General features: G+C 69.1%; 17 protein-coding genes. 10 read left to right on the top strand and 7 right to left on the bottom strand.

The window, feature by feature from the left end:
* Positions 1-3: 3 nt before the first annotated feature.
* From O5M90_RS15615 to O5M90_RS15605, 3 genes are all read right to left on the bottom strand, one after another.
* On the bottom strand, positions 4-498 hold the full coding sequence (locus O5M90_RS15615) for a hypothetical protein (protein ID WP_269839465.1): 495 nt from the start codon (positions 496-498) through the stop codon (positions 4-6).
* Positions 499-1287: a TIGR04255 family protein gene (locus tag O5M90_RS15610; protein ID WP_269839464.1), complete on the bottom strand. Its 789-nt coding sequence runs from the start codon at positions 1285-1287 to the stop codon at positions 499-501.
* Positions 1288-2015: 728 nt separating this feature from the next.
* Entirely contained in the window at positions 2016-3350 is a 1335-nt protein-coding gene (locus tag O5M90_RS15605) for an APC family permease (protein ID WP_269839463.1), read from the bottom strand.
* Between the two features lie 153 nt (positions 3351-3503).
* On the opposite strand from O5M90_RS15605, the gene O5M90_RS15600 reads away from it, so the two are divergent.
* A complete protein-coding gene (locus O5M90_RS15600) occupies positions 3504-5942 on the top strand; it encodes a TonB-dependent receptor plug domain-containing protein (RefSeq protein ID WP_269839462.1) in 2439 nt (812 codons plus the stop codon).
* A gap of 13 nt (positions 5943-5955) precedes the next feature.
* Here the strand turns inward: O5M90_RS15600 and O5M90_RS15595 are convergent, their stop codons facing one another.
* Positions 5956-6435: a copper chaperone PCu(A)C gene (locus O5M90_RS15595; protein WP_269839461.1), complete on the bottom strand. Its 480-nt coding sequence runs from the start codon at positions 6433-6435 to the stop codon at positions 5956-5958.
* Positions 6436-6540: 105 nt separating this feature from the next.
* Between O5M90_RS15595 and O5M90_RS15590 the strand changes: the two genes are divergently transcribed.
* From O5M90_RS15590 to O5M90_RS15570, 5 genes are all read left to right on the top strand, one after another.
* Entirely contained in the window at positions 6541-7779 is a 1239-nt protein-coding gene (locus O5M90_RS15590) for a hypothetical protein (RefSeq protein ID WP_269839460.1), read from the top strand.
* Between the two features lie 58 nt (positions 7780-7837).
* Entirely contained in the window at positions 7838-10609 is a 2772-nt protein-coding gene (locus tag O5M90_RS15585; protein WP_269839459.1) for a PAS domain-containing hybrid sensor histidine kinase/response regulator, read from the top strand.
* A gap of 14 nt (positions 10610-10623) precedes the next feature.
* Positions 10624-11172: a tRNA-uridine aminocarboxypropyltransferase gene (locus O5M90_RS15580; RefSeq protein WP_269839458.1), complete on the top strand. Its 549-nt coding sequence runs from the start codon at positions 10624-10626 to the stop codon at positions 11170-11172.
* A 91-nt stretch (positions 11173-11263) separates the two neighbouring features.
* On the top strand, positions 11264-11749 hold the full coding sequence (locus tag O5M90_RS15575) for a hypothetical protein (protein ID WP_269839457.1): 486 nt from the start codon (positions 11264-11266) through the stop codon (positions 11747-11749).
* Between the two features lie 145 nt (positions 11750-11894).
* Positions 11895-12350 carry a hypothetical protein gene (locus tag O5M90_RS15570; protein WP_269839456.1) on the top strand — a complete coding sequence of 152 codons (456 nt, stop codon included), beginning with the start codon at positions 11895-11897 and terminating at the stop codon, positions 12348-12350.
* A gap of 15 nt (positions 12351-12365) precedes the next feature.
* Here the strand turns inward: O5M90_RS15570 and O5M90_RS15565 are convergent, their stop codons facing one another.
* Positions 12366-13271, bottom strand: coding sequence for a LysR substrate-binding domain-containing protein (locus tag O5M90_RS15565; RefSeq protein ID WP_269839455.1), 906 nt, complete (start codon positions 13269-13271; stop codon positions 12366-12368).
* Between the two features lie 106 nt (positions 13272-13377).
* Between O5M90_RS15565 and O5M90_RS15560 the strand changes: the two genes are divergently transcribed.
* Both O5M90_RS15560 and dkgB read left to right on the top strand, forming a co-directional pair.
* Positions 13378-14583 carry an MFS transporter gene (locus tag O5M90_RS15560; protein WP_269839454.1) on the top strand — a complete coding sequence of 402 codons (1206 nt, stop codon included), beginning with the start codon at positions 13378-13380 and terminating at the stop codon, positions 14581-14583.
* A gap of 19 nt (positions 14584-14602) precedes the next feature.
* Positions 14603-15412: a 2,5-didehydrogluconate reductase DkgB gene (dkgB, locus tag O5M90_RS15555; RefSeq protein ID WP_269839453.1), complete on the top strand. Its 810-nt coding sequence runs from the start codon at positions 14603-14605 to the stop codon at positions 15410-15412.
* Positions 15413-15485: 73 nt separating this feature from the next.
* Here dkgB and O5M90_RS15550 read toward each other — a convergent pair whose 3' ends face one another.
* A complete protein-coding gene (locus O5M90_RS15550) occupies positions 15486-17237 on the bottom strand; it encodes a methyl-accepting chemotaxis protein (RefSeq protein WP_269839452.1) in 1752 nt (583 codons plus the stop codon).
* Positions 17238-17335: 98 nt separating this feature from the next.
* Positions 17336-18232 carry a LysR family transcriptional regulator gene (locus tag O5M90_RS15545; protein WP_269839451.1) on the bottom strand — a complete coding sequence of 299 codons (897 nt, stop codon included), beginning with the start codon at positions 18230-18232 and terminating at the stop codon, positions 17336-17338.
* A 96-nt stretch (positions 18233-18328) separates the two neighbouring features.
* On the opposite strand from O5M90_RS15545, the gene O5M90_RS15540 reads away from it, so the two are divergent.
* Both O5M90_RS15540 and O5M90_RS15535 read left to right on the top strand, forming a co-directional pair.
* A complete protein-coding gene (locus O5M90_RS15540) occupies positions 18329-19258 on the top strand; it encodes a hydroxymethylglutaryl-CoA lyase (protein ID WP_269839450.1) in 930 nt (309 codons plus the stop codon).
* Positions 19255-20409 (top strand): CaiB/BaiF CoA transferase family protein, encoded by a 1155-nt coding sequence (locus O5M90_RS15535; RefSeq protein WP_269839449.1) that lies wholly within the window; start codon positions 19255-19257, stop codon positions 20407-20409. The genes O5M90_RS15540 and O5M90_RS15535 overlap by 4 nt, the downstream gene beginning before the upstream one ends.
* Positions 20410-20432: the final 23 nt, after the last annotated feature.

Genomic DNA, 20432 nt, shown 5'->3' with positions numbered 1-20432 from the left:
GGCTTACCGAGGGATGGCGCTCAGGATCTCCGTCGGCAGAATTCCATCGAAGGGTATGTCGGCGAGATGGATTGCCTCAGGTGTGCCGGAGTTGGCGACCGCATGCAACACATTGTCCACCACCATTAAGAGCGTCCGGCCATTGCCCTCAACCGCCCAAGTCATCAGCACGCCGCCATCGTCAACGGCTACCTTGGGCAGTTGAGCCTCTGCAGGTAGCGACGACAGCACCGTCGCAGCAGCTTGTTGGGTGGCTTTTGAGATTTCCTGAGCAGCGGCGAACTGGACGAACATTCCTTGGATGATGCGTCGCTTGTCTTCCGTGGCCGCAACCTCGGATGTGATGACGACACCGGGCAAGGCTTCCGTGCTTGACTGGAAGAATTCGACGTCGCCCCAGGAGATACCCGCCTTCAAGGTGGTGACCTTTTGCCAGGCTCGGCGCCCAACACTTTGTGTGGGCATCTCTGCCTTCCAGGAGGTCAAAACGGCTTCCATTTACGCAGTCCTCCCCCAAAGCTCGTGGGCTTCGGGTGTAGTTAGATCGGCAAATCCGTGAGTGATCCACTCGTGCGCCAAGTCGAACCACTCTTTGCACACTTGCTCCGAAGCCTCCTTAGGGAGGCCTCGTGCGGTTAGGTCAAGGCGAAGGGCTGTCGCACCGCTCTGTACGTGTCGAGCAGACAACGCGTTCACATGTAACCGGCCACAGTTCTCTGGGAGCAGGAACTGGTCGCGGTAATTGATCGCTTCGGAGGTCGGGAGGAACCTAGAAGCGGCAGCTTCCCGACGATGGTCTCGAAGGAAGTGAACGGCACCCAGCAGCACATTGAAGTAGGTCAACTCCAGTTGAACCGCAACCGGCGCACCGAGTCCCTGTTCGACGAGGAAGTCGCGGTACTGGTGCCATTGCTTCCAAAAGTCCGCGATGACAGTGTCGTATGAGGGGTAATGCTCGTCGAGGCTGTTCCGCTTCCAGTTGAATATGAAGCGATTTTCCTGGAGCTGGAGCAAGTGTGTCCCGGCGGCGTTCAACAGCCAGGTTCGGCGGAGCTCCGGCATGTCGAGGACCTCGTACTGAACGCTGGGCGCGCCGTCGGTAGTCTCGAACAGGGCGGTGATCGGCGCAGCGTCCTCACAACGAGGGAACTCGTCACGAACGCGCGACCAGTACAGTCCCGCATGGCCCGATTTAAGAGGTTTATCCATTCGGAACGTAACGCCACAAGACACCTCCACGACAGGAGGCTTTTCAAACTTCACCGGCTTTCTAGTTGTGGCGCTCATCAGGCTCCTCTTACTGGCTCGCAGTCTACCCACCAAACTGTGCAAAACGCTGTGGATAACATGTGCACACCACCCACTTAATTGTGGATAACTATATATAAACCCGTCCTAGGGCATCGGTATGAGGGGATTGGCTGTCAATACCCACAGAAGCAGCCCGCTGCGAGCTGCTCGTGAGGCGGGCCTTGACAGAGAGTCGGTGCGTCAAACTGTTGTCTAAGCACCGCGCCCAGGCGTGTCCGTTTTTCACGGGTTGCTGTCTATCAGATGCAGCACACCACACCCGCCGGCAAGCTCCGCTAATCCGGCATTTGGCCGTATTTTGGATGTTTATACAGTGCCATCAGATCCGCCAAACGCGGCGTCGTAATTTGACAGTCTCGACAGGCGTTGATCTTCGTGGTTAGGCCGGTAGGAGCTTGCACGCCTGTGATTGCAGGCAAGCGTGTTCAGCCCGGCATTCATCACTGCGAGGTAAGTCTGGCCGACGCCACAGAGCGTGCGCCAGTCACCTTTGCCTCGGCTGGTTGCCAGGTACGAGCCTCGATGGATGCACTGGCGCGGCCCAAACGATCAGAGTACCTGGGCGACACTCTAAGCGGGAGTTCGCAACTGGGTGCAATCAGCCTCGACCTAACCCGCACCCGATTCTCCGCCCACGAATGCCCCCGAGCCCGGCCCCGTCCACCTATGCCCGGCCGAGCCGATGTCCGGGCACCGCCCACCCCCTACCGCGCCCCCCGCGTCATCGGCCCCAACACCACCGCCCCCACCCCCAGCACCGCCACCCCCACCAACGCCCCCGCCTTCACATACACCAGGCTCGCATAAAGCAGATAGGCGCAGCAGCCCACAAAGAGCAGCGGCAGCAGCGGGTACAGCGGCACCTTGAAGGGCCGCGGCGCGTCCGGCTCGCGGCGGCGCAGCACGATGACGGCGGCGCCGCTGAGGCATAAAAAGAACCAGTAGACCGGCGACAGGTAGTCGACCATGGTCGAGAAGCCGCCCCGCGTGGCTGCGCCGAAGGCGACCAGGGCCAGCGCGACGCCGCTGGTGGCCAGCACGGCAGCTGTCGGCGTGCCGCGCTTGGCGTTCCATTTGCCCAGGTGGAGTTCGCGCGCCAGGTCGCGCGCCGCCGCATAGGTGGTGCGCGGCCCGGCGATCAGAATGGCGTTCATCACCGACAGCGCGGTCAAGGTGACGATGCCGACGATCAACAACTCGCCGCCACGCCCGAAGGCCGTGCGCATCAGGTCGGCGGCCGGTGCGGGGCTCGCCGCCAGGCCGGCCAGGCCCAGGCCCTGCAGATAGGCCCAGTTGGCCAGCAGGTACAGGCCCATCACCAGGGCCAGGCCGATCAGCAAGGCCTTGACGATGCCGTGCTTCGCGTCGCGCATCTCGGCCGACAGGGTGGCCGCATCGCTCCAGCCGCCATAGGCCAGGAAGACGAAGATCATCGCCGTGCCCCAGTCGGGCGTGGCGCCGGCCGTGACCAGTGGCGTCTGCGGTGGCATGTCGCCCAGCGACAGGCCGGCCGCGCCCAGCAGCGCCAGCCCGCCCAGCACCACGCTCATCAGGCCCAGCTGGGTGCCCAGGCCCACGCGCACGCCGGCCAGGTTCAGCGCGGTCAGCAGCGCGATCAGGCCGGCCGCCAGCACCGCGTTGGCATAGGGCCCGAGCCAGGGGCTGAGATCGATCGCCTGGGCCAGATAGTCGCCGAACACAAAGGCCAGCAAGGCCATCGAGCCGGTGTGTATCACCGCGAAGCGCGACCAGGCGAACAGAAAGCCCAGGCGCTGGCCATAGGCGCGGCGCAGAAAGTGATAGTCGCCGCCGGCATCGGGAAAGGCCGCCGCCATCTCGGCAAAGCACAGCGCGCCGACCAGGGACAGCAGGCCGCCGAAGGCCCAGGCCAGGTAGAGCTGCGCATCGCTGGCCAGCGCGCCGGCCACCATCGGCGAGGTCTTGAAGATGCCGGCGCCTATCACCATGCCGACACAGACGGACACGGCATGGCGCACATCGAGGCGGCGCTCGGGCAGGGCGATGGAGGGTTCGGACATGGGGCGCGATGCTACGCCGACCGCCCTGCCCATCGACACGCCATCTGATGCGTCGGCGCGACTGCATGAGCATATTCCCAATGCGTTGTTGGCGCCGCGCCGTCGGCGCCTTAGCCTCGCCGGGGTCACTTCTTGCCCTATCCCCCCGCCGTCATGAAAAGAACAAAAGAATGCATCGCCCTGGCCAGCCTGCTGGCCCTGATCACCCAAGGCCCGGCCCTGGCCCAGCACAGCCTCGACGGCGTGCTGGTCACCGGCACGCGCGCCAAGGACCGCACGCTGCTGAACTCCAGCGTGCCCATCGATGTGCTGAGCCAGCAGGAGCTGCGCCGCGCGGTGGCCGGCGACGGCAATCTGGCCGCCGCGCTGCAGGCCCTGCTGCCCTCGTTCAACTTCCCGCGCCAGTCCAACTCGGGCGGCGGCGACCATGTGCGCGCGGCCCAGCTGCGCGGGCTCTCGCCGGACCAGGTGCTGGTGCTGATCAACGGCAAGCGCCGCCACAACAGCGCCATCGTCAATCTGGAATCCAAGACCGGCAAGGGCACCAATCCGGTGGACTTCAACTCGATCCCGCTGTCGGCGATCCAGCGCATCGAGGTGCTGCGCGACGGGGCCGGCGCGCAGTACGGCTCGGACGCGATCGCCGGCGTCATCAACATCATCCTCGACGACGCGCGCAGCAACAATGGAAGCAACAGTGGCGAGATCGAGGCCACGCTCGGCGCCCATCACACCGACTTCAAGCCTACCGGCCAGCGCCTCACCGATGGCCAGAGCCGCGAGCTGCGCGCCAAGCTGGGCCACCGGCTCGGCGACGCCGGCTTCATCCGCTGGGGCGCCGAGGCGGCGCACCGCAACGCGACGAACCGCGCCGGCCCCGACCAGCTGCCGCCCTGGGAAGAGCCGACGCCGGCCAATCTGGCCACCGTGGGCCAGCGCAACTACGCGCCCGGCGAGCCCGAGACCGACAAGCTCAGCCTCTGGCTCAACAGCGGCCTGAGCCTGGCCGGCGGCGACGAGGCCTATGCCTTCGCCACCTGGGACCAGCGCGAGACCCTGGGCGCGGCCTACTTCCGCTATCCGGACAGCTGGGCCAATGTCAAAGCCCTCTACCCGAACGGCTTTCGCCCGCAGACCACCGGCAAGAACCGCGATCTGCAGGCCGTGGCCGGGCTGCGCGGCGCGCTGGGCCCGGCCTGGAGCTATGACGCCAGCCTGAACCTGGGCCAGAACGATTTCGACTACGGCCTGCGCCACACGCTGAACACCTCGCTGGGCGCGGCCAGCCCGACACGCTTTCATCTCGGCGAGTTCGGCAGCCGCCAGCTCACGGCCAGCGCCGATTTCACGCGCGAGCTGCTGCTGCCAGGTCTTGCCAAGCCGGCGACGCTGGCGCTGGGCGGCGAGGCGCGGCACGAGCGCTTCGAGACCCGGCCCGGCGACCCGGCCTCCTATGCGGTGGGCGCCTTCGACGGCCCGGCCGGTGCCCAGGCCGCGCCGGGCCTGCAGCCGCGTGATGCGGTCCGGCTGTCGCGCCGCGTCACCGGGCTCTATGCCGACCTCAGCGCCGACCTGACGCGCGAACTGTTTGCCGACGCCGCGCTGCGCTGGGACCACTATTCCGACTTCGGCGCCGCCACCACCGCCAAGCTCTCGGCCCGCTATGCCTTCACGCCCGCGGTGGCGCTGCGCGGTGCGCTGTCGAGCAATTTCCGCGCGCCCTCGCTGGCCCAGACCGGCTTCAGCTTCACCGTCACCGACCGCGGCGACGGCGGCGCGCTGAGCCAGGTGCGCACCCTGCCGGCCAACGGGGCGATTGCCCGCGCGCTGGGCGCCCAGGACCTGCGGGCCGAGAAGGCGCGCAACGCCAGCCTGGGCCTGACCCTGCAACCCAGCGCCAACAGCAGCCTCTCGGTCGACGCCTACACGGTGCGGGTCAAGCAGCGCATCACCCTGTCCGAGCGCCTGTCCAGCGAGGCGCTGAGCGCGCTGATCGAGGGCCGGTTCGGCGAGCGCGGGGTCGACAGCGTCAACTTCTTCACCAATGCGGTCGACACCCACACCCGGGGCCTGGACCTGGTCGGCCAGTGGCGCCATGCGGCGCTGGGCGGCGAGCTGCGCTGGAGCCTGGCCTCGTCCTATAGCAAGACCACCTTGCGCAACATCCAGAACACGCCGGCCGCGCTGGTGGCGCTGGGCGTCGACCGGCCCCTGGTCGGCACCGAGGAGCGCAACACCCTGAGCGGTGCCGCGCCACGGCTGCGCCATGTGATCGGCGCCAACTGGCAGGGCGGGGCCTGGCACTGGCAGGCCCGCGCGACCCGCCACGGCAGCACGACGCGGGTGTTTGACTTCGGCGGCGGCTTCACGCCGACCCAGACCTATGCGGCGCGCTGGCAGCTCGATCTGGAAGCCGAAGTCAAGCTGAGCCCGGCCTTCAGCCTCAGCGTCGGCGGCGTCAATATCGGTGACCGCTACCCCAGCCGCTCGATCGCCGACATCGGCTATTTCGGCAACTTCCCCTACGACGTGCTGTCGCCGATCGGCTTCAACGGCGCCTACTACTACGCGAAGGCGCGCTACAGCTTCTGAAGAAGACCGGCGCTCAGTGCTTGTGCTCGCTATGGCCGTCGTGCTTGGCGGCCGCCGCGCCCAGCGCGCGCACCGCGGCCTTGACCTCGACGGTCTCGCGCTTGCCGGCCTTGTCCTCGAACACCAGGGTCAGCGGCAGCGTGTCGCCGACCTTCACCTGCTGCTTCAGGTCCATCAGCATCAGGTGATAGCCGCCGGGCTTGAGCTCGACGCTCTTGCCGGCCGGCAGCTCCAGCGCCGGGATCTGGCGCATCTTCATCACATGGTTGTCCATCGCCATCTCATGCAGCTCGACGATGGGCACGGCGCTGGAGCTGACCGAAACCAGACGGCTGTCCTTGGCGGCGCTCAGCTGCATGAAGGCGCCGGTGGCTTTTTGCTGCGGCACGGTGGCGCGCACCCAGGCGTCCTTGACGGTGACCTGGGCCGAGGCCGAGGCCAGCAGGGCGCTGCCCAGACCGAGGGCAATCAGCGAGGAGGTGATCAAACGCATGGCAGGAGATTCCGGGTTGGCGAGAAGGCAGGCGGGCGTGCCGGGGCATTCTAGTGTTCGACCGAAGGCCGGGCCCGACTGGCAAAGCTGGCAGACTGCGCGCCAATGACATTGCTTTTTCGCTGCTCCCTCTACCTCTTGTCCGCGCTGTTGCTGACGGCCTTGCTGGCCGTGGCGCTGGCCCTGCAGACCGCGCCGGCCGTGCCCCAGCCCCCGGCGATCTCGGCCGCCGATGTGGCCAAGGCGCGCAACTTTTTACGTCGCAACGACCCGCGCCTCGGGCCGCCGGGCGAGCTGCGCTCGGTCCAGGTGTCGGAGGCCGAGCTGGCCCTGTTGCTGAACTATCTGTCCAGCCGCCACCCGCAGCTGGCGGCCCGGCTGAGCCTGCAGGACGGCCATGCGCTGGCCCGCGCCAGCCTGGCGCTGGGCGGACCGTTCTGGCTCAATGCCAGCGCGCGCCTGGTGCAGAACGGCGGCCTGCCGCGCATCGTGGACTTGCGCCTGGGCCGGCTGCCGCTGCCCGACTGGCTGACCGCGCTGCTGCGCGAGCGGGCGCTGGCGCGCGTCGCGGCCTTCGAGGAAGCGCGGCTGCTGCGCCAGATGATCAAGCATGTGGCGCTGGAGCACGGCCGGGTGCAGCTGGCCTATGAATGGCATGCCGACAGCTACCGCCGCATGCTGGACTCGCTGCTGCCGGCCGCCGATCAGGCGCGGCTGCGCGCCTATTCGGACCGGCTGGTGCAGCTGGCCGCCAAGCAGCCCAGCCCGGTGTCGGTGGTCGCGCTGCTGACGCCGCTGTTCCAGCTGGCCGCCGAGCGCACGGCCGCTGGCCAGGACGCGGCCGCCGAGAACCGCGCCGCGCTGCTGAGCCTGGCCGCCTATGCCAGCGGCCAGGGCCTGGGCCGGCTGGTGCCGGCCGCGCGCGGCTGGCCCCAGCCCCGGCCGCTGGAGGTGCAGCTCTATGGCCGGCCCGATTTCCCGCTGCATCTGCTGATCTCGGCGGTGCTGGCGGCCGAGGGCGGCGGGCCGCTGGCCGACGCCGTGGGGCTCTACAAGGAGCAGGCCGATGTTCGCGGCGGCAGTGGCTTCAGCTTCAACGACATCGCCGCCGACCGCGCCGGCAGCCGGCTGGGGCTGCTGGCCGTGCAGCGCCCGCAGGCGCTGCAGCAGCGTCTGGCCGCCGGCCTCGCCGAGGCCGAGCTGCTGCCCGATGTCTCCGATCTGCCCGAGTTCCTCAGCGCCGCCGAATTCCGGCAGCAGTACGGCGGCCCCGAGGCGCCGGCCTACCGCGCGATGATGGCCAGGATAGAGGCGCTTTTGGATGACAAGCCCTTGTTGCCCTAGGCAAGCCCCGTCCCCGATACTGCCCGGCAAACCAGCATAGAACCCAGACCTGCCCCGTATGTCGTCTGCCGCGCGTCCCGACCCCGCCCCCGAGGCGCCCCACCCGCTGGGCGACGAGCGCGCCAGCTATGCCGCGCTGATCGATCACATCCCGCAAAGCGTCTTCATCAAGGATGCGCAAGGCATCTACCAGGCCGTCAACAAGCATTACGCGATGCGCTTCGGCCGCACGCCGGCCGAGATCATCGGCCGCGACGACTACGCGCTGCATCCACGTGAATGGGCCGACAAATACCGCGCCGACGATGCCCGGGTGATGGCGCGCGGCGAGGTCGAGGCCTTCGACGAGCAGGATGTGCACGAAGGCATGGACAGCACGGTCCACACGATCAAGACGCCCATCTTCGACGCGCAGGGCCGGGCGGTCGGGGTCTGCGGCATCTTCTGGGAGGTCGGCGAGCAGCGCGAGCTGGAGCGCCGGCTCAAGGACAGCGAGGCCACGCTGCGTGCCATCTACGACAAGGCGCAGGAAGGCATTCTGGTGGCCCGGGTGGCCGATGGCCGGCTGCTGATGGCCAACCCGGCCTGCTGCCGCATGCTGGGCTATACCGAGGCCGAGATGCTGGCGCTGACGCCGCCCGAGCTGCATCCGCCCAATGCGATACCGCGGATGCGCCAGGTGATGGCCCGCATCGAGCGGGGCGACTTCAGCCTGGCCCAGGAGCTGGCGTTCCGGCGCAAGAGCGGCGAGGTCTTCTACGCCGATGTCAGCCCGATGCTGGTGACCCTGCAGGACCAGCAATGCCTGCTGGCGGTGCTGCGCGATGTCACCGAGAAGCGGCTGGCGCGCGATCAGCTGGCGCGCAGCGAGGCCTTGCTGGCCGAGGCCCAGACCATGGCCCATCTGGGCAACTGGAACTACGACGTCATCAGCGGCCAGTCGACCTGGTCGGACGAGGAGTTCCGCCTGTTCGGCTTCACGCCCGGCCTGGTGCGGCCCAGCCTGGACCTGGCGCTGCAGGTCGTGCATCCGGACGACCGCGAGCGCCTGCGCGCCACCGTCGAGCGGCCGCTGTTGCCGGGTCAGACACCGTCCTACCGCATCGAGTTTCGCGTGCTGCGCCCCGACGGCGAGCGGGTGCTGGAGGAGATAGGCCGGGTTCAGCATGACGCGGCCGGGCAGCCTCTGCGCCTGTTCGGCACCACCATGGACGTGACCGAGCGGCGCCGCGCCGCCCAGGCCCTGGCCGACAGCGAGCAGCGCTTCCGTCTGCAGATCGAGCTGGCGCCCGAGGCCATCATGATGTTCGACGCCGATGCCGGCTGCTACTGCGAGGTCAACGAGAACGCGGTGCGCCTGTTCGGCCTGCCGCGCGATCAGCTGATGGGCTGCAGCCCCGGCCAGCTGAGCCCGCCGACCCAGCCCGACGGCCGGCCCAGCCTGGCGGCGGCCCAGGGCTGGATGCGTCAGGCCCTGGACGGCGGCAGCCCGGTGTTCGAATGGATGCACAGGCACAGCAGCGGCCGCGATGTGGCCTGCGAGGTGCGGCTGGTGCGCATGCCGGCGGCCGACCAGCGCCTGATACGCGGCAGCATCACCGACATCACCGCGCGCAAGCAGGCCGAGCGGGCGCTGCAGCAGCTCAATGAGGAGCTGGAGCAGCGCGTGCTGGACCGCACGGCCGAGCTGCTGCAGGCCAAGCAGGAGGCCGAGCGGGCCAATGCCGCGAAGAGCGATTTCCTCTCGCGCATGAGCCATGAGCTGCGCACACCGCTGAACGCCATCCTGGGCTTCGGCCAGCTGCTGGAGCTGCAGCTGCGCGAGCCCGGGCAGACCGACTATCTGCGCGAGATCCTGAAGGCCGGCGAGCATCTGCTGGACCTGATCAACGAGGTGCTGGACCTGGCGCGCATCGAGTCCGGCAAGTTCGCGGTGGCGCCCGAGTCGGTGGCGCTGGCGCCGCTGCTGGCCGACTGCCTGTCGCTGCTGCGCCCGCAGGCCCAGGCGCGCGCCATCCGCATGCAGGCCGAGCCCGGCGCCGAGGCGCTGCTGGTCTGGGCCGATCCGGTGCGGCTCAAGCAGGTGCTGCTGAACCTGCTGTCCAACGCGATCAAATACAACCGGCGCGAGGGCTGGGTCACGATAGGCAGCCGGACGCTGGGCGGGCGCTTGCGACTGACGGTGGCCGACAGCGGCGTCGGCCTCAGCGCGGAGCAGCGCGCGCGGCTGTTCGTGCCCTTCGAGCGGCTGGCGGCCGACCAGGCCGCGATCGAGGGCACGGGTATCGGCCTGGCCATTGCCAAGCGCCTGGTCGAGCTGATGGAGGGCCGCATCGGGGTCGAGAGCCGGCCCGGTGTGGGCAGCGAGTTCTGGATCGAGCTGCCGCTGGCGCAGGGCTCGCAGGCACTGCCCCTGCCCGCATCGGCACCGGCGCCGGCCCTGCCGCCCGACAGCGCGCCGAGCTGGCGGCTGCTGTGCATCGAAGACAACGCGGCCAATCTGCATCTGGTCGAGAGCATCGTTGCGATGCGGCCCGGCATCGAGCTGCTGAAGGCGCTGGGCGCGCACGGCGGCCTGGCGCTGGCGGCCGAGCAGCGGCCGGCGCTGATATTGCTGGACATCAATCTGCCCGAGCTCGACGGCTATGCGGTGCTGCAGCGCCTGCGCGCCGACCCGGCCACCCGCGGCATCCCGGTGGTCGCGGTCAGCGCCAATGCCAAGCCCGAGGATCTGGCGCGCGGCCGGGCGGCGGGCTTCGACGACTATCTGACCAAGCCGCTGGATGTGGCGCGTTTCCTGAGCCTGCTCGACAGCCTCGGTCCGGCCTGAGCGCCACGGCCACCATGACCCGTGCCCGCTGCACGCGCTGCCTGCGCCCGCAAAGCCATTGCATCTGCGCACTGGCCGCGCCGGTGGACAACGCGCTGGAGCTGCTGATCCTGCAGCACCCGCTGGAGGAGCGCCAGGCCAAGGGCACGGCGCGGCTGCTGCATCTGTGCCTGGCGCGCAGCCGGCTGCTGGTCGGCGAGGTCTTCGAGCCGGCCGAGCTGGCGCCGCTGCTGGACGGCGCGGTGCTGCTCTATCCGCAAGACCCGGTGCGACCCGGGCCGCCGCTGCCGGCCGCGCCGAGCCGGCTGATCGTGCTGGACGGCACCTGGCGCAAGAGCCGCAAGATGCTGGCGCTGAACCCGCTGCTGCAGACCCTGCCGCGGCTGAGCTGGGAGCAGCCGCCGGCCTCGCGCTACGCGATCCGCAAGGCCCAGCGCGCGCATCAGCTCTCGACCCTGGAGGCGGCGGCCCTGGCCCTGGAGCAGCTGGAGGCCCGGGAGCAGCCGCCGCTGTGGCTGGCCTTCCAGCGACTGCTGGACGGTTTGGGCGCGCCGCAGGGGTAAGACCGGCCCTTGAGATGGGGGGGTGGGCCCGCTTCGCCGCGGCGCTGTCCATCAGAATTGGGCAACGTCCATCCCTAGTTTGTCGGGCCTCATGAAACACTCGCGGCGCATCGCTGCCTTCGCCTCCGGGCTGGCCCTCTACAGCACCGCGGTGATGCTGGGCGGCTCGCTGGCCGGTCTGCGTCTGCCGCTGGGGCTGACCGCGCTGTGGGGGCATTCGGAAAGCCTGCCGCAGCTGCTGGCCGAGGCCGCCGTCTATGCCCTGCCCATCTTTGTGCTGGCCCTGAGCTGGAGCTATGTGACGCTGCGGCCCTACCGGCGCGGCCGCTGGCCCGCCACCGCCTGGTGTCTGGGCGGCCTGGGCCTGGCCTGGCTGGCCTGGTTGTTGTACGGCGTGGTCTGCGCGGCCGAGACGACATCCCTGGTTGCCATGCCGCTGAGCACCTTGCTGCTGTCGCCACAGGTGCCGCCGCTATGGGGTCTGCTCAACGGGCTGGCGGTGCTGGTCGGGGTGCTGGTGGCGGGCGTGCTGGCGCGGCGCCATGTCCTGCTGCAAGGCCTGACGCGGCGCCGCTGAGCGGGGCGCCGGTGCACCGATCTGTGTCGCGGGCTCGCGGCCCTGGTGCGGTTTTTCCTCCGGTCGCCCCCCGCCGCCCCGCGCGGCTCGATGGCCGGCTTCTTGCTATCAGACGGGCTCTTGCTGAGCAGGGGGCTTCGACACTATGCAGTCTTTGCGGACTCTCGGTGCTTTCATCTCGGGACTGGCCCTGTGCAGCGTCGGCGGGCTGCTGAGCGTGCTGCTGACGCGCGGCCCCAGGCCCATCGGTCGTGGCAGCCTGCCGGACCTGCTGGCCGAGGCGGCCGTCTTTGCCTTGCTGCTGTTCCTGCTGGCGCTGGGCTGGAGCTATCTGACGCTGCGCTCGCACCGGCGCAGCCGGCGCCGCAACACGGCCTGCTGCCTCTATGGCGTGGGCCTGGCCTGGCTGATCTGGCTGCTGTGCGGCGCCGCGATCCTGGCCGGCGATCCGCCGGAGCCGGACCTGCCCTCCGGCGAATGGCTGCAGGTCATCCTGATGCCCTTGCTATGGGGGCTGCTGAGCGGCCTGGCGATGGCGGCCGGGGTGCTGCTGGCGGCGCTGCTCGGCGAACGCCGCCTGATGTCGCCGCCGCCGGCCTGAGTCGAGTGTTGGCCGCTAGCGCAGCACCCAGGCGCAGCCGGCGACGCGCTCGGCCACATGGTCGAGAAAGCAGGCGATGCGGGCCGCCAGCTGGGTGTTGCGGTAGTAGACCGCGTTGATCGGCTGCAGCACCTCGACCGTGTCCTTGACCAGCACCTGCACCAGATCGCCGCGCTCGCGATCGGCCTGGGTCATGAAGTCGGCCAGGCAGACCAGGCCCTGGCCGGCCAGCGCCAGCTGGCGCAGGGTCTCGCCGCTGGAGGCCTGCAGGCTGGGCGTGATGCGCAGCGCGTCGCCCTGCGGGTGGCGCAGCGGCCAGTCGTTCAGGCTCTCGGGCTGCGCAAAGCCCAGCAGGCTCAGGCCGGCCAGGTCGGCCACCGTTCGCGGCCGCCCCACCGCCTTCAGATAGGCCGGGCTGGCCAGCACGCGCAGCCGGCTGCTGCCCAGCGGCCGCGCGTGCAGCGTGGAGTCGCGCAGCGCGCCGATCCGAAAAGCCACATCGGTGCGCTGCTCCAGCAGGTCGATGTTCAGCTCATCGCTGTTGAGCTCCAGCTCCAGCTCGGGATAGCGCGCCCGCAAGTCACCCAGCAGCGGCACCAGCACATGCAGCATGAAGGGCGAGGCCGCATTGACACGCAGCCGCCCGGCCGGCTTCTGGCGGCGCTGGGCCAGCTGGTCCTCGGCTTCCTCGACCGAGCCGAGGATCTTGCGCGCCCGGCTCAGCAAGACCTGGCCCTCCTCGGTCAGCGCGAGCCGGCGCGTGGTGCGGCTCAAGAGGCTGGTGTCCAGCTTCTCCTCCAGCCGCGCCAGCGAGCGGCTGACGGCCGAGACGGTCTGGCCCAGGCGCTCGGCGGCGGCGGTGATCGAGCCGCCGTCGACCACGGCGACCAGGGTCTGCAATTCATCGAGCGTGGTCTTCATTCTTGAAGTTTATTCAAGAATCTATCGCCGGATCCGGGGTTTATCTGCAAAGGCGGCGCGGCCACACTGCGGCCACTTTCTTTCAAGCATCCCGGAGTTCCTCATCATGCCTCTTGCCCTCTGGGCGCTGACCCTCAGCGCCTTTGCCATCGGGACGACCGAGTTCGTCATCGTCGGCCTGATCCCGACGCTGGCCGCCGACCTCGGCGTCAGCGTGCCTTCGGCCGGCCTTTTGGTCAGCCTCTATGCGATGGGCGTCGCCATCGGTGCGCCGGTGCTGACCGCGCTGACCGGCCGCGTGCCGCGCAAGGCCTTGCTGCTGGGTCTGATGCTGCTGTTCACCGCCGGCAATCTGCTGGCCTGGCAGGCACCGGGCTATGAGAGCCTGATCGCCGCCCGCATCGTCACCGGCCTGGCGCACGGCGTGTTCTTCTCGATCGGCTCGACCATCGCGACCGGCCTGGTGCCCAAGCACAAGGCCGCCAGCGCGATCGCGACCATGTTCACCGGCCTGACCGTGGCCCTGGTGACCGGCGTGCCGCTCGGCACCTTCATCGGCCATCACTTCGGCTGGCGCGCGACCTTTCTGGCGGTCGCCGCGCTGGGCCTGATTGCCTTCGTCGGCAGCCTGCTCTTCGTACCCAGAAACATCGCGCACAGCAAGCCGGCTTCGCTGTTGCAGCAGATGGCCGTGCTGCGTGAGCCGCGCCTGCTGCTGGTCTATGCGATGACGGCGGTCGGCTACGGCGGCTCGTTTGTGGCCTTCACCTATCTGGCACCCATCCTGCAGGACGTCGCCGGCTTCGATGCCAGCGCCGTCGGCCTGGTGATGCTGGCCTACGGGGTGTCGGTCGCAGTGGGCAATCTCTGGGGTGGCAAGCTGGCCGACCAGCGCGGGCCCATCGGCGCGCTGAAGATCATCTTCGCGCTGCTGGCCGCGGTCTTGCTGCTGCTGGCCTTCACCGCTGCATCCAAGCCGCTGGTGGTGCTGACCGTGCTGCTGTGGGGCGCGGTGGCCTTCGGCAATGTGGCCGGGCTGCAGGTCTATGTGGTGCAGCAGGCCGAGATCCACGCGCCGCGCGCCATCGATGTGGCCTCGGGCCTGAATATCGCGGCCTTCAATCTGGGCATTGCCGGCGGCGCGCTGCTGGGCGGCGAGATCGTCGCGCGCTGGGGCGTTCTGAACACGCCCTGGATCGGGGCCCTGGTGGTGCTGGGCGCGCTGGGCCTGACGGCCTGGAGCGGCGCGCTGGACAGGCGCAGCGGCTTTACCAGCCCGTCGCGCGGCGGACCGGCGCCGGTCGGCCACTGACATGAATCAAGGAACAACCATGAACAAAACCCTTCCTTCCTTCGGCCTCGGCACCTTCCGCCTGAAGGGTCAGGTCGTGATCGACTCGGTCACCACCGCGCTGGAACTTGGCTACCGGGCCATCGACACGGCCCAGATCTATGGCAACGAGGCCGAGGTCGGCCAGGCCATCGCCGAGAGCGGTGTGCCGCGCGAGCAACTCTTCCTGACGACCAAGATCTGGACCGAGCAACTGGCCGGCGAGCGGCTGATCCCCAGCATCAAGGACAGCCTGGCCAAGCTGCGCACCGACTACCTCGATCTGACCCTGATCCACTGGCCCTCGCCGGGCGGCGCCGTGCCGCTGGCCGAGACCCTGGCGGCCTTGATGGAGGCCAAGGCGCAAGGCCTGACCCGCCAGATCGGCGTCTCGAACTTCACGGTGGATCTGCTGAAGCAGGCGATCGCCGCGGTCGGCGCCGAGCCCATCGCGACCAATCAAATCGAGCTGCATCCCTATTTGCAGAACCGCAAACTCGTCGAGTTCGCGCGCAGCCAGGGCGTGCCCATCACGTCCTATATGACCCTGGCCTATGGGGCGGTGCTGAAGGACGAGCTGATCATCCGCATCGCCGCAGCGCACCGCGCCACGCCGGCCCAGGTCGTGCTGGCCTGGGCGCTGCAGCTGGGCTATGCGGTCATCCCGTCTTCGACGAAGCGCGAGAACCTGGCCAGCAATCTGCTGGCGCAGCAACTGGTGCTGAGCCCGGACGAGATGGCGCAGATCGCGGGCCTGGAGCGTGGGGGCCGTCTGGTCAATCCAGAGGGCCTGGCGCCAGTTTGGGACTGAGGCAGGACCGAGGACAAGCCCTGCGGCTTGTCCGACGCCTGCCGAAGGACCGAGCGCCTGCCGGCGCGAGGGCTCAGAAGGATTCCCACTCGTCGGTGGTCGGCGCCGGGCTGGCCTTGGGCGCGGGAGCCGGCGCAGGACGGGCGACCGGCTTCGGCGGTGCCGGCTTCCTCGCCGCCACCGGCGCGGGACGCGGCGCGCTCTTGGTGATCGGCTTCGGCGACGGCGCCGTGATGGCGGCCCTGGCCTGGAACTGCTGATCGACCTTGAAGACCGACACCACCTCGGCCAGCCGTGCCGACTGCTCGCGCAGCGACTGCGCGGCGGCGGCGGACTCTTCCACCAGCGCGGCGTTCTGCTGCGTCATGTGATCGAGGTTGGTGACGGCCACATTGACCTGCGCGATGCCGTCGCGCTGCTCGGTGGCGGCCGAGGCGATCTCGCCGATCAGGTCGGTCACGCGCTTGACGCTGGTGACGATGTCCTGCATCGCGGTGCCGGTCTGCTCGACCAGCTGCGCGCCCGATTCGACCCGCTCCACCGAGGCGCCGATCAGGGTCTTGATCTCCTTGGCGGCCTCGGCCGAGCGCTGGGCCAGCGAGCGCACCTCGGCGGCCACCACCGCGAAGCCCCGGCCCTGTTCGCCGGCGCGCGCGGCTTCCACCGCCGCATTCAGCGCCAGGATATTGGTCTGGAAGGCAATGCCGTCGATGGTGCCGATGATGTCGCCGATCTTGCGCGAGCTCTCGGTGATCTGGGCCATATTGCTGACCACCTGCTCGACCACCTGGCCGCCGCGCACCGCAGCCTCGGCGGCCGAGCCGGCCAGCTGGTTGGCCTGGCGGGCGGTGTCGGCCGAGTGGCCGACGGTGGCCGTCAGCTCTTCCATCGAGCTGGCGGTCTCTTGCAGGCTGGAGGCGGTCTGCTCGGTGCGGGCGCTCAGGTCATGGTTGCCGGTGGCGATCTCGCTGGAGGCGGTGGACACCGACTCGATGCCCTGGCGCACCTCGCCGACCACGCTGCGCAGCTGAGCCACCATGCGCTCCATCGAGCCGAGCAGCAGGCCGAACTCGTCGCGCCGGCTCACATGCACCGAGGTCGTCAGGTCGCCGCCGGCGATCTGGTCGGCCGCCTGCATGGCCTGGGCCAGCGGCTGCTGGATCGAGCGCACCAGCCAGACCGCACCGGCGATCAGGCCGATCACGACCAGCGCGATCAACACGCCGGCGATGCGCACCGTGCTCTTGCGCTGCTCGGCCAGCTCCGCCAGGATCTCGGCCTTGGCGCGGACCTGCTCCTCAGCGAACTCGTTGAGTGATTTCAGATACACATCGACCGCCGGATTGAAGCGCGCGCTCAGCTCCTGGGCGGCGGCGGCCGGATCGGTGGCCTTGATGCTGCGGATCTTGGCCAGTGATTCCAGCACGGTCTTGCGCTCGGCCGCGACCTTGTCCATCAAGGCCTTGTCCTTGTCGCTCAGCTCCATCGCCTCGATGGCTTTCTGGACCTTGCTGATCTCGCCGATGGTGGCAGGAATCACCTCCTTGAACAAGGCATCGACGGCCGGGTCGGTGCTGGCGGCCGTGGCCTGCACCCGCACGACATTGGTGGTGGTCAGGCCGGCCCAGCGCCTGGCGGCGTCGACCTTGGCGTCCATCGCGGCGGCCACGGCGGTGGTCTGCTCCTGCACCTTGCCGCTGCGTACCGCCGCGAAAGTGATCACCGCGATCAGCGCGACGATGACCGCGATCACCGAGGCCCAGAGGCGAAAAGCCACGCTGTGGCGACCCAGCGAACTCGCTGGCGATGGGGTCATGTCTTGCATGAAGGCTTCTCCGAAACGGGGTGGCGTGCTGACAAGCGGTCCAGCGTAGTGGATCGCCGCCCGGGGCAGCCGTGGAAAAAGCCGGCTTTTAGGCGCTTTCAGCGCTCGGCCATGGCTGCCAGGTACTCGCACATGCGCTCACCCGCCGCCGACAGCCCGCCGGGCCGGAAGCAGACCGCGAAGCGCCGCTGCGCCCAAGCGTCGCTGAGCGCGATCAGACGCACGCCCCGTTCGAGATAGGCACCGCCGACCTGGCGCGGCACGACCGCGATGCCCAGATTGGCCGCGACGACGCGAAAGGCCGCATCGAAATTGGAGACGATGACGCGGTAATGCAGGCTGCCGCCGGCCTGGGCCGCGGCGCGCCTGAGCATCATGTGCACCGCGGTGGCCGGCTGCAGGCCCACATGCTCGTGCGCCAGCGTGTCGGCGAAGGCGAGCTTCTTGTGGCGCGCCAGCGGGTGCTCCGCATGCACGGCCAGCGCCAGCTCGTCGCGTCGGTAAGGCCGGGTGGCCAGGCCCTCGAAGGCGATGCTGTCCCAGCAGACGCCCAGTGCCGCGCTGCCGTCACGCACGATGCGCACCAGGTCGCGCGAGAAGCGCTCCTCGATATCGACCTTGATCAGCCGGTTTTCCGGCGCGCGCATAAAGGCGGCGACATCGTCCAGCAGGCGCTCGGCAATCGCCGAGGCGCTGGCGACCAAGCGCACATGGCCTTGCGTGCCGGCGCTGAAGGCGGCCATGTCCTGCTCGACCTGCTCCATCGTGAACAGCATGCTGCGCGCATGTTCCAGCAGGGCCTGGCCGGCCGGTGTCGGCAGCACGCCGCGCCGACCCCGCAGCAGCAGCGGCGTGCCCAGATCGGCCTCCAGCGCGGCAATGCGCTTGCTGATCGCCGAGGGCTCGATGTGTTCCTGCAGCGCGGCCTGCTTGATGTTCTGGTGTTCGCAGACGGCCACCAGCAGGCGCAGGGTTTTCAGGTCGAGGTCGCGCATGTCTGGAATTCCGATTCGGCACTTCAGGGCTGACAACATACCACTTGTGAAGCTGCCGGGAATCTCTAGAGTCCGGGCATCAAGGAGACAAAACCGATGACAGCCCAGACGGTTCAGATCCGCGAGGTCGGCCTGCGCGACGGCCTGCAAAGCCTCCAGCGCGTGCTGCCCACCGCGCAGAAGATCGAGTGGCTGCGCGCCGAATACGCGGCCGGCGTGCGCGAGATCGAGCTCGGTTCCTTCGTGCCGGCGCGGCTGCTGCCGCAGCTGGCCGACACCGGCGCGCTGCTCGACTATGCCAAGCGCGAGCTGCCCGGCCTGTTCGCCTCGGTGCTGGTGCCCAATCTGCGCGGCGCGGAGGCGGCGATCGCCGGCGGTGCCGATCTGATGATCCTGCCGCTGTCGGCCAGCGCGCTGCACAGCCAGGCCAATCTGCGCAAGAGCCCGGACGAGGTGGTTGCCGAGCTGGCCCGCATCCGCGCCGCCCGCGACGCGGCCGGCAGCCGGGCGCTGATCGAAGGCGGCGTCGGCACGGCCTTCGGCTGCACCCTGCAGGGCCGGGTCGAGCCGGCCGAGGTGCTGCGCCTGATGCAGGCCTTGCTGGACGCCGGCGCCGATCGCGTCAGCCTGGCCGACACGGTGGGCTTTGCCGACCCGCGTGCGGTGCGCGAGCTCTGCGAAGCCGCGCGCAAGATCGCCGGCGAGCGCTTTTGCTGCGGCCATTTCCATGACACCCGCGGCCTGGCGCTGGCCAATGTCTGTGCGGCGCTGCAGGTGGGCGTGACCCGCTTCGACGCCTCGCTGGCCGGCATCGGCGGCTGCCCCCATGCGCCCGGCGCCAGCGGCAATGCCGCGACCGAGGACCTGGCCTTCATGCTGGCCAGCATGGGTTGCGAGACCGGCGTCGATCTGAATGCCTTGCTGGCCCTGCGCCGGCGCGTCGCCGGCTGGCTGGAGGGCGAGCCGCTGCACGGCAGCCTCTGGCGCGCCGGCCTGCCCAAGACCATGGATGTGAGAAGCGCATGACCGAAGACGACCAACGACCACTGCCGCTGGCCGGCATCCGCGTGCTCGAGTTCACCCATATGGTGATGGGCCCGACCTGCGGCATGATCCTGGCCGATCTTGGCGCCGAGGTCATCAAGATCGAACCGCCCGGTGGCGACAAGACGCGGCGCCTGCCGGGCCTGGGCATCGGCTTCTTTCGCAGCTTCAACCGCAACAAGAAGAGTGTCGTGCTGGACATCCAGAGCGAGGCCGGCCGCGCCACCGCGAAGGAACTGATCGCCGCCAGCGATGTGGTGCTGGAGAACTTCCGCCCCGGGCTGATGAGCGGCCTGGGCCTGGACTACGAGAGCCTGTCCACCACCCAGCCGGGCCTGATCTATGTCTCGCACAAGGGCTTTCTGCCCGGGCCCTACGAGCACCGCACCGCGCTCGACGAGGTGGTGCAGATGATGGGCGGCCTGTCCTATATGACCGGTCCGAAGGGAAGGCCGCTGCGGGCCGGCACCTCGGTCAACGACATCATGGGCGGCATGTTCGGCGCGATCGGCGTGCTGGCCGCGCTGCGCGAGCGCGAGGCCACCGGCCGCGGCCAGGAGGTGCAGAGCGCGCTGTTCGAGAACTGTGTGTTCCTGTCGGCCCAGCATATGCAGCAGTTCTCGATGACCGGCGAGCCGCCGCCGCCGATGCCCTCGCGGGTCTCGGCCTGGAGCGTCTACGACGTCTTCGGCCTGAAGGACGGCGAGCAGCTCTTCATCGGCGCGGTCAGCGACAAGCAATACCTGACCCTGTGCCGTCTGCTGGAGCGCCCCGACCTGGCCGCCGATCCGGCGCTGCAGACCAATGCGCAGCGCGTCGCTGTGCGGCCGCAGCTGCTGGAACAACTCGGCGAGAGCCTGAAGACGCGCGAGATCGGCGAGCTCAGCGCCGCGCTGGAGGCCGTGGGCCTGCCCTATGCGCCCATCATGCGGCCCGAGCAGCTGCTGGACGACCCGCATCTGCGTGCCAGCGGCGGGCTGGCGCCGATGCAGACGGAAGATGGCGGCTGCACCGATGTCGTGCTGCTGCCGCTGCTGATGGGCGGGCGCCGGCCGGGGGTGCGCATGCCGCTGCCCGGCATCGGCCAGCACACCGACGAGATTCTTGCCCGCCTGAAAGCACCGATCGCCTGACGCTCGCCCGACACAACAACAAC

Origin of the sequence: Paucibacter sp. M5-1 (assembly GCF_027498415.2) — a bacterium.
Lineage (GTDB): Bacteria > Pseudomonadota > Gammaproteobacteria > Burkholderiales > Burkholderiaceae_C > Roseateles_E.
The sequence above is the reverse complement of the archived record's forward strand: the minus strand, read 5'-3'. Positions and strand labels throughout refer to the sequence as shown.